This window comes from Paraburkholderia antibiotica, assembly GCF_012927125.1.
GTDB lineage: Bacteria > Pseudomonadota > Gammaproteobacteria > Burkholderiales > Burkholderiaceae > Paraburkholderia > Paraburkholderia antibiotica.
The window spans coordinates 256,561-268,340 of the sequence record NZ_JABBFZ010000007.1 but is presented as its reverse complement, the minus strand read 5'-3'; the positions used below and the strand labels follow the sequence as shown (position 1 = coordinate 268,340).

At 66.5% G+C, this 11,780-nt stretch carries 13 protein-coding genes; 4 read left to right on the top strand and 9 right to left on the bottom strand.

Annotated elements, in window-relative coordinates:
* A partial coding sequence (locus HHL14_RS15225) for an IS3 family transposase (protein WP_169495559.1) occupies window positions 1-93 on the top strand: 93 nt, incomplete at its 5' end.
* A gap of 242 nt (window positions 94-335) precedes the next feature.
* Window positions 336-842 carry a hypothetical protein gene (locus HHL14_RS15220; RefSeq protein ID WP_169498436.1) on the top strand — a complete coding sequence of 169 codons (507 nt, stop codon included), beginning with the start codon at window positions 336-338 and terminating at the stop codon, window positions 840-842.
* Window positions 843-894: 52 nt separating this feature from the next.
* Here HHL14_RS15220 and HHL14_RS15215 read toward each other — a convergent pair whose 3' ends face one another.
* Window positions 895-2,457, bottom strand: coding sequence for a DHA2 family efflux MFS transporter permease subunit (locus tag HHL14_RS15215; protein ID WP_169498435.1), 1,563 nt, complete (start codon window positions 2,455-2,457; stop codon window positions 895-897).
* 189 nt (window positions 2,458-2,646) lie between these two features.
* Window positions 2,647-3,153: a MarR family winged helix-turn-helix transcriptional regulator gene (locus tag HHL14_RS15210; protein WP_169498434.1), complete on the bottom strand. Its 507-nt coding sequence runs from the start codon at window positions 3,151-3,153 to the stop codon at window positions 2,647-2,649.
* 259 nt (window positions 3,154-3,412) lie between these two features.
* Here HHL14_RS15210 and HHL14_RS15205 point away from each other — a divergent pair, with 259 nt between their 5' ends.
* Entirely contained in the window at window positions 3,413-3,793 is a 381-nt protein-coding gene (locus tag HHL14_RS15205) for a hypothetical protein (protein ID WP_169498433.1), read from the top strand.
* A gap of 437 nt (window positions 3,794-4,230) precedes the next feature.
* Entirely contained in the window at window positions 4,231-5,886 is a 1,656-nt protein-coding gene (locus tag HHL14_RS15200; protein WP_169498432.1) for an efflux transporter outer membrane subunit, read from the top strand.
* 180 nt (window positions 5,887-6,066) lie between these two features.
* Here HHL14_RS15200 and HHL14_RS15195 read toward each other — a convergent pair whose 3' ends face one another.
* From HHL14_RS15195 to HHL14_RS15165, 7 genes are all read right to left on the bottom strand, one after another.
* On the bottom strand, window positions 6,067-6,846 hold the full coding sequence (locus HHL14_RS15195) for a type II secretion system protein N (RefSeq protein ID WP_169498431.1): 780 nt from the start codon (window positions 6,844-6,846) through the stop codon (window positions 6,067-6,069).
* A gap of 28 nt (window positions 6,847-6,874) precedes the next feature.
* A complete protein-coding gene (locus HHL14_RS15190) occupies window positions 6,875-7,378 on the bottom strand; it encodes a type II secretion system protein M (protein WP_169498430.1) in 504 nt (167 codons plus the stop codon).
* The gene (gene gspL, locus HHL14_RS15185; protein ID WP_169498429.1) at window positions 7,375-8,808 is read right to left on the bottom strand and encodes a type II secretion system protein GspL; all 1,434 of its coding nucleotides are present in this window, start codon (window positions 8,806-8,808) and stop codon (window positions 7,375-7,377) included. Before gspL ends, HHL14_RS15190 begins: the two co-directional genes overlap by 4 nt.
* 28 nt (window positions 8,809-8,836) lie before the next feature.
* Window positions 8,837-9,913 (bottom strand): type II secretion system minor pseudopilin GspK, encoded by a 1,077-nt coding sequence (gspK, locus tag HHL14_RS15180; RefSeq protein WP_169498428.1) that lies wholly within the window; start codon window positions 9,911-9,913, stop codon window positions 8,837-8,839.
* Between the two features lie 175 nt (window positions 9,914-10,088).
* Complete coding sequence (locus HHL14_RS15175) at window positions 10,089-10,763, bottom strand: PulJ/GspJ family protein (protein ID WP_169498427.1); 675 nt, start codon at window positions 10,761-10,763, stop codon at window positions 10,089-10,091.
* Complete coding sequence (gene gspI / locus HHL14_RS15170; protein WP_169498448.1) at window positions 10,741-11,133, bottom strand: type II secretion system minor pseudopilin GspI; 393 nt, start codon at window positions 11,131-11,133, stop codon at window positions 10,741-10,743. The genes HHL14_RS15175 and gspI overlap by 23 nt, the downstream gene beginning before the upstream one ends.
* 49 nt (window positions 11,134-11,182) lie before the next feature.
* A complete protein-coding gene (locus tag HHL14_RS15165; RefSeq protein ID WP_169498426.1) occupies window positions 11,183-11,719 on the bottom strand; it encodes a GspH/FimT family pseudopilin in 537 nt (178 codons plus the stop codon).
* Window positions 11,720-11,780 lie beyond the last annotated feature (61 nt).

Here is an 11,780-nt window from a genome sequence, read left to right as displayed (position 1 = left end):
TATATCCATTACTACAACCACGAACGCATCAGGCTCAAGTTGAAAGGCCTGAGTCCCGTGCAATACAGGACCCAGGCCTCGCGTACCGTTTAATCTCTAACCGTCCAACTTCGCGGGGTCAGTTCAGATGGCCGCTTTTTTATTGCCTTGCAGTGAGCGCAAGCGACTAACCGGATGTTCGATTGCGTGCAGGTAAGCTCTACGCGGTGTCACGCCGAGGTTGGCGACGATCGGCAAATTCTCCGCGCCCTCGCGATTCTCTGCGCTGGATGAAACACCGTCCCGACGCGATGGTCCAAACTGACATGACAGGCTCCACCGCGGGAGGTATCGACGTGAAAAACAAAAGTCTGTTAGCCGCACTCTGTCTGATAGCGTTGGCAGGGTGCGTGTCCCAGGGTCAGGTCGACCCGGACGTGATGCAGATTGCGACCAAGCCGCTAACGTGTTCGAACAAGGCCGAATGCGATCTCTGGTGGCAACGGGCGCAAACGTGGGTCGCGAGCAACTCGAAGTACAAGATCGAAACCGCGACCGATTCGTTGATCCAGACTGCCGGCCCGGATGGCGGCAAGCGCGCGCTCGCGTATCAGATCACGCGCAGCGCGAATCCTGACGGCACCGCGACGATCGGCTTTGCCGCGCATTGCGACGGCTCGCTCGGCTGCAAGCCGAATCCGTGGGAAGCGGGCGCGCAATTCAAGGAGTATGTGAGAGGCACGACAGCGGGCGCGCCGCAAAGTAGCGCGGCGCCAGCGCAGGCCGCATCCGATGCGATGCATCCGGAAGCGATCCCCGGCAAGTCGGCCACGACGCCGAATGGCGAGGCGATGTCGCAATAACTCGCGGGACGGCCGCGGCACAATGCTCGCCGCGACCGTCCCAGGATTTGCTTCAATGTCCTAACGAAGGCCCGGCGCCCTTGCGCGGCTTCGTGACCCACACCAGCACCGCCAGCACGAGAAATGCCGCGCACGAGATGCGGAAGAAATCGTTGGTGGCCATCATGTACGCCTGGCTCGTCACCACCTGATTCAACTGCGCGGTCAGGCTGTCGCCGGACAGGCCGACGCCGGCGAGCGCATTCGTGTACGCATTGGTGTTCGGCGAATACACGTTGACGGTGTCGGCCAGCATCGCGTGGTGGTAGATCGTGTCGTTTTCCCAGAACGTCGTGCTGATCGCGGTGCCGATCGCACCGGACAGCGTACGGAAAAAGTTCGACAGCCCCGACGCGCTCGCGAGCCGCTCGTCGGATACGCTCGACAGCGTGATCGTCGTCATCGGCACGAAGAAGCAGGCCACGCCGATGCCCTGCACGAGACGCGGCAGGATCACGTGGCCGAACGGCACGTCGAGCGTAAACGTCGAGTTCCAGAACGATACGATCGCGAACACGATGAACGCGAAACTCGCGACCATCCGCAGATTCAGTCGATGCATGTTCTTGCCGATCATCGGCGACAGGAATAGCGCGAGCAGACCGACCGGCGCGGTGGCGAGACCCGCGAGCCCGGCCGTGTAGCCCATCACCGTTTGCAGCCACAGCGGGAAGATCACGACCGAGCCGAAGAAGGCCATGAAGCCGAACGAGATGATCACGACACCGAGCGCGAAATTGCGGTCCTTGAACAGCGACAGGTCGACGATCGGTTCGTCGTCCGTCAATTCCCACACGAGCAGGAGCGCGATCGACACGACCGCGATCACCGCGAGCGTGACGATGAACGTCGAGTTGAACCAGTCGCGGTCCTTGCCGAGGTCGAGCATCATCTGCAGGCACGACACGCCGGTCACGAGCAGCACGAGACCGATCATGTCGATGCGTTGCCGCGTCGTCTTCGTCTCGCGGCCGCGCAGCAGCAGATACGCGCACACCGCCGAGAATATGCCGATCGGCACGTTGATGTAGAAGATCCACGGCCAGGTGAAGTTGTCGGTGATGTAGCCGCCCAGCACGGGGCCGAAAATCGGCGCGCAGATCACGGTCATCGCCCATAAGCCGAGCGCGAGGCCGCGCTTCGCGGGCGGGTAGGAGCGCATCAGGATCGTCTGCGAGAGCGGCACCATCGGTCCGGAGACGAGCCCTTGCGCGAGCCGGAATCCGATCAGCGATTCGAAGTTGTGCGCGAAACCGCAGGCCGCCGACGCGATCGTGAACAGCAGCACCGACAGCGTGAAGAGCCGCACCTCGCCGACGCGACGCGCGAGCCAGCCGGTCAACGGCACGGCGATCGCCGAGGCCACCGAGTACGACGAGATCACCCACGTGCCCTGGCTCGCCGCGACGCCGAGGCTGCCGGAAATGGTCGGCACCGCGACGTTCGCGATCGAGGTGTCGAGCACCTCCATGAAAGTGCCGAGCGCAAGGCCGACGGTCAGCAGCGCAAGCGTGCCGCCTCGCAGCGGCGCGGGTTCGGCGGCGGGCAGGGCGGCGTCGGAAGCCGTGGCGTTCATCTATTGTTTCTCCTCAGTCGGGGAAAGCTTGTCGCGGCAGCTTTATCGCATGTTTCAAACACGGTGCTTTCATGCTGGATCACCCTCTGCCCAGACAGATATCCTAAGACAATGGCGCATTCCAGCGCCTCGTTGTTGTCCTGCCATTGCTTTGTTTATACGGCGCCGCCTCCCTGGCAGCGCGTCAGGTCATGCCGGCGGGTCGTCCTGTCGCGGTACCAGCCCACAACCCGCGCCGATTCCGCCCTCCATGCCGTTCTCGATGAAACGGGCGAGCAGGCGAATCAGCGTCGCATGCTCTTCGGCAGTAAAGCCGCGCAATTGCTCGTTGAGCACCGTCGCGCCGAGATTCGGCAGCTGCTGCGCGGCTTCGTGACCCTGCGGCGTCAACTCCAGCTTCACCATGCGACGGTCGGCGTTGCTGCGCGTGCGCACGATAAAACCTTTCTTTTCAAGCCGATCCAGCAGACGCGTCATCGAACCGCTGTCGTATGACATCACGCGCGACAGCTCGAACGGCGTGCTCGCGCGCCGCGACGACAGCATCAGGATCACGCCGATCTGCTGCGCGGTCAGACCCAGCGGCTTGACCGCGCGGTCCGTGCGCTCGACCAGCACGTTACGCGCTTTCGTCAGGTAGTAGCCGAGACTGCTCGTAAGCTCGATCTCGTCCGGTTTGTAAGGGCCATCAGCCATGGGGTATCCGCAACATCGACAGGCAGAACGAAGTCTAGCTGCCTAAGCAGACAAGTCAAATCGCCATTCGCGAGTTGTTGTCGGCCAGCAGAAAAACAACACCGGAGCCATTCGCGCGGCACAGTATGTTGAAATTTAATTGCATAGTCAATATTATGATAAGCAATGAGTTTCACGCGTCATGCGCCTACCGAGACCATGTTCTGACCGATCGTCCGCACGCCGCCACTCGCGCGACGCGCCCAACAGGATTTCCCCGATGCTGTACCTCAAAAACACGCTTGGCGGCCTGAGCCGCTCACTGACCGATTCCGCACTTCATAGCTTCCAGGGCCGGCATCGCTGGTGGAAGCTCGCGTTGTTCGCGGGACTGTTCGTGCTGCCGGGCGGATCGGTGGGCGTCGCGCTGCTCGCGTGGGCCGAGCATCGGCGGGAGACGAAGCGGACGAAGACGGAGAAGGGCGTTGCCGTGGTCGCGGAAAACGGCGCGAGCGCGCTGGCCTTGGACAACATCACGGTCATAACGAAGGATGTCGCCGCTACGATCACCACGACGGCCAGCGCCGTTCAGGCCACCGGCGCCTGCCAGGCGCGCGGCGATGCGTCGTGCCGGGCCTCGGCGCGCAAGCTCGCGCGCTAACCGTTAGCCGCTAACCGCTAACCGCTCGGCAGCAGGCTGCATCGGCGTAATCGGCGAGGCTGGCGTCGCGTCATGAGCGCGTGCCTGCGGGCCGCCGGGTCTGATTCGCGCCTAAAGCCCATCTCAAGGACCGCTTCAAGCCGCGCCTCAACCTGCGCGTCGAGCCACACGTCCGACGCTCCGACCCGACTCCTCGCAGCACGCAGGGCATTCGACCTGCCCAACGTCCCACATCCCACGTCCACCGTGCGGTAACAACGCGTAACCATCGCGTCACCGCAAGTAACACACCTGCGCGCCGCCTCGCATTAACCTTTCAGCTTTCAGTTTCCCGCGCTCGCGCGGGCTCATACGCTAACATTCCGGCAGACCACGATCTCGCCCAGCCGGCGACGCCGCTCCCGGCCTCACCGCGGCGTCCAGAAGGAATTCATTGCATGCAGTCTGATCGAATCTCGCGTGCGCGGCCGCTTGCGCCTCGCGTCCTGACTCTCGCCGTGAGCGCGGCCTGCGCGGTGCTCGTCGCCGGCTGCGCGGTCGGTCCCAACTATCAGCGGCCAACCACCGAGATCCCGGCGTCGTTCAAGGAAGCCGCGCCCGGCTGGAAGGTCGCCGAACCCGCCGACCAGCACGATCGCGGCGACTGGTGGACCCTCTACGAAGACCCCAAGCTCAACGAGCTCGAAGACAAGCTCAACGCCGCGAACCAGACCATCGCGCAATTCGCCGCGAGCTACCGGCAGGCCCGCGCGCTCGTCGGCGAAGCACGGTCTGCGTATTTCCCGACGATCGGCGCATCGGCGGGTGCCACGCGCTCGGGCAATGGCGTGTCGTCCGGCGGCAATGCGACGACCGCGACGAGCCGCGCCGGCGTCAACAACAGCTTCAACGTCCAGCTCCAGGCGAGCTGGGAGCCGGATCTGTGGGGCTCGGTTACGCGCACGGTCAACGCGCAGAAAGCCGGCCAGCAAGGCGCAGCCGCCGATCTCGCGAACGCGCGTCTGTCGGCCCAGGCCACGCTCGCGCAGACCTACTTCTCGCTGCGCGCGCTCGACTCCACCCAGAAGCTGCTCGACGACACCGTCGAGGCCTACCAGCGCTCGCTGCAGCTCACGCAGAATCAGTACGCGGCGGGCGTCGCCGCGCGCTCGGACGTGATTCAGGCGCAAACGCAACTGCAATCGGCGCAAGCCGCGGCGATCGACAACGGCATCCAGCGCGCCCAGGACGAGCATGCGATCGCGGCGCTGATCGGCGTGCCGGCCTCAGTGTTCTCGCTGCCACCGATGCCGCTCACCGCAACGCCGCCCGCCGTGCCCGCGCAGATGCCGTCGGCGCTGCTGGAGCGGCGTCCGGACATCGCGTCGGCGGAGCGCAAGGCCGCGGCCGCGAACGAGCAGATCGGCGTGGCGATCGCCGCGTTCTTCCCGTCGCTGACGCTGTCGGCGTCCGGCGGCTTCGAAAACTCGGTGTTCTCGCAACTGCTGACCGCGCCGTCACGCTTCTGGACACTCGGCCCGCAGCTCGCTGCCACGATCTTCGATGCCGGCCTGCGCAAGTACCAGACCGACGCCGCGCGCGCCGCTTACGACGCCGACGTCGCCACTTATCGGCAGACGGTGCTCAGCGCGTTCCAGGACGTCGAGGACAACCTCGCGTCGCTGCGGATTCTCGAGCAGGAAATCGTCGTGCAACGGCAGGCGGTCAATTCCGCGCGCCAGGCACTGGCGATCGTCACGAACGAGTACAAGGCGGGCACCGTCGGCTTCGTCAACGTGCTGACCGCGCAAACCACGGCGTTCACAGCCGAGCAGAAGCTGGAGAGCATCGCGGGGCAGCGGATGGTGTCGTCGGTGGGGCTCGTGAAGGCACTGGGCGGCGGCTGGGATGCGTCGCAAATGGATCGGGAGACGGGCGACGTGGCCGCGCCCGCGCGGTTGCCGGCGTCGGCGGCGTCGGTTGCTCCGGCTGCGACTGCCACGGCTGCTACGTCGAACGCGGCAACTGCCGGGGCAACAACGCAGGCCGTGACAAGCGCGGCGCAGACGGCGCAGAACGCCGCCACCGCGCAAACGCAGGTGCAGAGCAAGTAAAGAGCGCCTCACGCGGCAATCGGGCTCAGTGTCAGGCGCCAGTCCACCAACCGCGCCAGACACCATAAAACAAGGAGGCATGGCCGCATATCGCGACCATGCCTCTTTTTTCATCACCGCTGGCACATCAACCGCGCACCGGCGCACCATCACCATCGCGCCAGGTAGCGCCCGTAGCCCTCAGTGCACAAACGTCAGCGCCACCGTATCCGGCCCACTCGGCCGCCCCAGCAGATTCAGCAAGCCGGCGAGGTTATCGTGCTGCTCCGGCGCCGCGCTCGCCGTGCCATGGAACGACGTCGACGCGGCCGACACCGTGCCGTTGCCGTTCAGCATCAACGGTCCCTTGAGCGTCGTCAGATTGAACGTCGACGACGTGCCCTGCGCCTGAAACACCACCCGGTACGAGCCGAGCGGCTTGACCATCGACACGCGCGAGCTGACCTTGTCGAGCGTGATGGTCATCTGACCGAACGCCTCGCCGTTGAAGCTGCGCCAGTCGGACCACGACAGCTGCACGTTGCCCTGCAGATCGAGCGTGTTGAACGGCGCGCCGAGCCCCACCAGCAGCGACGCCGGCACCGCCAGCGCGCCCGGCGTCACGGTCGCGCCGCGCGGCGTCGCATCGACGGTGATCGGGTCGGGCATCGCCTCGCTATGACGCATCACCATCCGCACGCGTCCGGTGAAGAGCGGCCAGAACGCCGTGTGCCACTCGATCCGGCCGGGCAGCAACGTCGCCGCGCTCAGATCGGAACCGGCGGCCAGCATCAGCGTGGCCGAGCCGTGCCACAGCGAGCCATCGGCGTCGACGAGATTCACGTGCCCGTGCGTCTGCCGCGCGAACTGCGGCGTGATCCACGCGGCCGGCAGCAACGCGAGCGCCACGACCGCGATCGACAGCGCCGCGACCACCAGCCACGGCAGCGCCTTGCGCAGGCGCCACATCCAGTAATTCATGCGAGATCCTGTAGCGAGCGGCGCGCGTTTATTTCGCGGTCGACGGCTGCATCGCCACCGTCAGATCCACCTGGCCGTCGTCCTTCAACGCGGTGATGTGCGCCTCCGAGACCTGCACCTTGAACTGCCGGCGCACGTCGTCGACCCACGCGGTCCATGCCGGAAACGACACGTTCTTCATCTGCACCTGCACCGCGTTGCCGACGAACTGCACCTGCGTCGCGGCCAGACCATGATCGCCGAGCGACGCCGACAGCGCGTCCTTCAGTGCCGCGCCGGTCGGCGCGACGCCTTGCGCGGCCGCCGACAGCGAACGCGCCTCGTTGGCCTGCGCGGTCATCTGCGCGAGCTGGCGTTGCAGGCTCGGCAGCGATTCGCGCAGATGCGAGCGGCCGTCCTGCGCCGGCGCCCACAGCACCGACCACGCGATCACCACCGCCAGCACACCGCCGCCCCACGTCAGCAGCGCCTTTTCGCGGTCGGTGCGCTGGCCCCAGAAGCCAGCCCAGGTTTGAGCGAGTTCAGCTTTCATTGTCCGTTCCTGATGGTCCACTTGCCGGTACTGCTGTCGATCGCGCCAGTCAGGCCGTTGCGCGCGAGGCGCTTCGCGAAGTCGGGGTCGACCTTGATCTCGGGCTTGAAGGTCACGTCGAGGCGATGGTCGTGGTAGTCGAGCGCGGCGAGACCGTTGACCGGCAACGGCGACAGCGAGCGCGCAAGACCATCGGCGAGCGACAGGAAATCTTCCGGCGACAGCTCGCCCGCCGCGACCCGCAATTGCTGCACCTGGCGGGCCATCTGATCGGGCGCGTCGAGCACGACCGTGGTCTTCGGGAACGTGTTGAGCAGCAGCTCCGTCATCTGCGTGTTGATCGCGTCGCGTTGGCGCGCGAGCATCAGCCACTGCACGTTCGCGCCGATGATCGCGACGACGAGCGCGCCGAGCCCCAGCGCGATCGGCAGACGCAGACGTCGCAGCGTCGCGCGATCGAGGCGCCACGGCTGCGACGCGAATTCGAACTGGCACAGGTCGAAGCGGCATTCGAGCGCGCGCCGCGCGAGCTGCTCGAACGGCAGCGGACTCGCACCGTGGATGTGCGCGGCGAGCCGCGCCGGACTCGTCGTCGCGTGGCTCGGCTCGTTGCCGGGCACTTCGGTCAGCATGTACAGCGACACCAGCGCCGCGCCCGCAAGCGCGCTCAGCGTCGCGTTCACCGCGTCGGCGGGCGCAGCGAGACCTTCGCCCTGCAGACCGCGCGCAATCGCAAGTTCGACACGCGGCACGCCGCTACTTTCCACCGCGCCTTCCAGCAGCAGCGCGGGCGCGGTTTGCACGACCGCGCCGAGCACCGCGGCGACCATCGGCACGACCGACGGCACCTCGGGCGCGACCACCGGCGCAACGCCCGGCAACGACGTCGCGACACCTGCCGCCCCAGCCGCACCGGCCAGCACAGGCTCGCGCGCGTCGGCATGCGCTGCGGCGGTTTCGGCGAGGCTCGCGACCGTCTCCGCCACCGGCGCCTGCGGCAGACAACGCGTGACCGGCACCGCGCGCAGGCTACGATGACCGGCGGCCGTGAAGGCCTCGCAGATGAAGCGGAACCAGCCGCGATCGACGATCGCGAGGAGTTGCCGGCCATCGGCGAGCGCCTGCGGATCGACCGCGATATGGCAGGTCTGCGGGTCCTGGATCAGTTGATCCTCGACGATGTTCGGTAGCGCCTGACGCAGCTTCGGGCCGCACAGCGGCGGCAGCGTCGCGGGCATCAGCAGCAGGTCGCGCGCGGCGACCATCAGCACCACCGTGCCCGCGCGCGGCAGCAGCGGGAGCGCCGAGCGGCCGGCGCGCTGCGTGCGTCCGGTCTTGTCGAGCAGCAGGAACGGCAACTCGGGCAGTTGCCATTCCTGCGAGGGCACCGCCGGATCACGCGGCGGCAATAGAACGATCAGCGTGCTCAAAGGCCACTCTCTCTGTGGATTGCGTTGTTCATAGTTGGTCTTGTACCCGCACGATACGCGTAGTGTGAGTCAACGGATCGCGATAGACGAGCGTCGTGCGGTCCACTTCCGCGCGCTCGTGCTGCACGCTGCCGTGGACCAGGAAGTAGCTCGAATTGACGTCGAGCTGGTTCGGATCGAGCGACGTCGATTGCACGCCGGACGCAGTCAGCGCGAGCTGCACGTCGCTGACGTTGCGGAAAAACACCGTCTGCCGACGCGCGACCAACGACTGCGCCTGCGACAGCGTCATCCCCGTCACGACGGCCGCGATCACCTCGGCCGACGCGGTGTTCATATTGATCGCGGTGGTGGTCGGCAACACGGTGACGAACGGGCGCAACCGCGCGACGATTTCCGGCGTGTAGCCGGGCACGTCGAGCAGCGAATCGACGCCCGTCATCAGCAGCGGCGCGACCGCGACGTTGTCGTCACCATCTTCCATGCCGGGCTGGTTCGTCATGCCGCCGCTCGACGTGCCACCGCCGACCGCAGTCGTGCTGGTGGCCGCGGTGCCAGTCTGAAAGCGCGTCACCGATTGCGACAGGCCCGCGCGCATCTGCAGCGCGGTCGCCTTCGCGAGCTGGCCGCTCAGCCCGAGCGACACCAGCAGACGCTGATAGGCGGCGACCTGCTCGGCGCTCATCTGCATCACACCGGGCGCGGGGCTCGCCACCAGATTGCGCAGATTGAACTTCGCCTGCGCATCCTCGATCGAGCCGGACAGGTAAGTGGCCGCGCCTTGCTCGGCACGCACCTCGCCGATCTGGCCGAGAAAGTCGGACAGCCGCGTTTTTGCGATCGGCACGCCCCACAAGCCGCCCAGATACGTGATGCCCGCCGACGTATCGCCTTCGGAGCGCAGGATCAGCCGCGTCCAGTCGAGCGCGCCGCGCGCGACCCATTGAGCCTGCGATAGCAGCCGCTGATTTTCGATCCGGCGCACCTGCACCTGCTGGCGCCACAGCATCCCCGACACTAGGATCGCCGACAGCGCGACGACCAGCAGCGCGCTGATGATGGCCGCGCCGCGTTCGCGTGTGCGTTCACGTGTGTACGTGCGCATGTGTCCGGCCCTATGCCGCGCGGCCCGTTCGGAATCGCTCGACGCCGCGCATGCGGTGCGCGTGTCACACCCACGCGCGGCCGCCATCGCACATGCCGCCGCAGCCGCAGAAGCAAACCCGTCGCCACGCGCCCCTGTTGCAACCCGCCGCTTCAACCACGAGGAGAACGTCATCTCATTCTCCGATCAGAAAAACGCGCTGGATCGGCCGCGCGAGCGAGGTCGCGCCGATGCTCACCTCGAGCCCCGACACCGAACGCGGCAGCGGCGCATTGCCGAGCTGCGGCACCTTCAGGTTATTGAGGTTCTCGCTCATCGCGGTCTGCACGTCGCTCATCTGGGTGGTCCAGCCGAGCTTCGGCACGTACATGCGCGCCGAAATCGCACCGACGCCGCCCATCAGCGGCACCGAGCTCCAGCCTTCGTCGCTACCGCCCAGCGCGCGCCGCAATTCGCCGACGTTGCCGAGCGGCGGCGACGCGTAGCGCACCACGCGGCCATTCGAGATCAGATAGCGCACCACCTGCAAACGCGGCGCGCTGCCGGGCAGCTGCAGGTGCCGCACGATCTGCAGCGTGTTGCCGGACACCGAAATCGCGGCGCCGCCGGATTCGTCGTCGCTGGCGGCCTGGCGCGCGTCGATGCGCATCTGGTCGAACAGCTGCGCGAACACGCGCTCGTCTTCCATTGCGTTGGTGATCGCGGTGCGGCCACGGATGATCTGATCGAGCCCGCGCCACGACAGCACCGCGATCACCGCCAGGATCGCGATCGCGACCAGCAGTTCGATCAGCGTGAAGCCGCGCGCGCCGTGACGGCGCCGGCGCTCAGAGCGAGCGGTTGCTTTCATTGGCGACCACCGTGACCATCTGGGCGAGATTGCCGGAGTGTCCCGGCATCGTCACCATCACTTCGACACGGCGAAACACCGGATTCGGCGTCGCCGTCACACGTTCGGTACAGAGCAATTGCAGATTACCTTGCGAGCAGTCGAAACTCGTCGAGCCGACGTTCGGCCATGTATGCGTCAGATGCAGTTGCGCGAGCGCGTTGTCGGCGCTCCAGCCGGCGAGCAGCCGCCGGTGCAGGTCGACTTCGCCGCTCGCGAGACTGCCGACCGCGCGAATCGATGCGGCCAGCGCGACCGCGATGATCGCGAGCGCGACCAGCACTTCGATCATCGTGAAGCCGCGCTGCGCGCGCCGTGCGGTGTCGTGCATCTTGAAAAGGGAAGGGGTGCAGATCGTGCTACGACGACGCGTCGGCATTTCAGCGCACCTCGTAGCGGCCATTGCCGGTACCGACGATGGTCGCCTGTCCGGCCGCCGAAAACAGCGTGACCTGCACCGGCACGTCGATCGCCTCGGTGCCGAACACGATCCGGTCGGCCTGCGAATCCGAGCCGGGGTAGCTGATCGCGACGCCGGTCACGCCGCCTTCCCACTGACGCGGGCCGAGCAGATCGTCGCGCAGCGGACGCCAGCCGTCCTGGGTGCGCTGATCGAAACGGAAGCCGCCCTCGAACGGCTGCCACGCGATGGGTCGTGCGCGCACCTGCGCTTCGTCGCCGGCGGATTCGAACAGCAGCGCGAGACGCTGCGCTTCCTCGTTCAGATCGGTGCGCGGGTTACGCGTCATCGTCACCGCGGTCAGCGATACCAGCAGACCCGCGATCACCAGCACCACCATCATTTCGAGCAGCGTGAAGCCGGCCGCGCGACGGCGTCGGCTGGCGCGCGGCCGCGAAGCCGTACACGGAGTGTCCACACGGGACTTGCAAGCGGACGTGCGCATAGTGCCGGCCATCGACGATCAACGGAATATCAGACTACAACGCATCGGTGGAGCACGCGCGCTTCACGCTCGC

Coding starts and splice junctions, on each gene's coding strand:
- HHL14_RS15215 (WP_169498435.1), bottom strand. CDS start 2,457: ATGAACGCCACGGCTTCCGACGCCGCCCTGCCCGCCGCCGAACCCGCG.
- HHL14_RS15210 (WP_169498434.1), bottom strand. CDS start 3,153: ATGGCTGATGGCCCTTACAAACCGGACGAGATCGAGCTTACGAGCAGT.
- HHL14_RS15205 (WP_169498433.1), top strand. CDS start 3,413: ATGCTGTACCTCAAAAACACGCTTGGCGGCCTGAGCCGCTCACTGACC.
- HHL14_RS15200 (WP_169498432.1), top strand. CDS start 4,231: ATGCAGTCTGATCGAATCTCGCGTGCGCGGCCGCTTGCGCCTCGCGTC.
- HHL14_RS15195 (WP_169498431.1), bottom strand. CDS start 6,846: ATGAATTACTGGATGTGGCGCCTGCGCAAGGCGCTGCCGTGGCTGGTG.
- HHL14_RS15190 (WP_169498430.1), bottom strand. CDS start 7,378: ATGAAAGCTGAACTCGCTCAAACCTGGGCTGGCTTCTGGGGCCAGCGC.
- gspK (WP_169498428.1), bottom strand. CDS start 9,913: ATGCGCACGTACACACGTGAACGCACACGCGAACGCGGCGCGGCCATC.
- HHL14_RS15175 (WP_169498427.1), bottom strand. CDS start 10,763: ATGAAAGCAACCGCTCGCTCTGAGCGCCGGCGCCGTCACGGCGCGCGC.
- gspI (WP_169498448.1), bottom strand. CDS start 11,133: ATGCACGACACCGCACGGCGCGCGCAGCGCGGCTTCACGATGATCGAA.
- HHL14_RS15165 (WP_169498426.1), bottom strand. CDS start 11,719: ATGGCCGGCACTATGCGCACGTCCGCTTGCAAGTCCCGTGTGGACACT.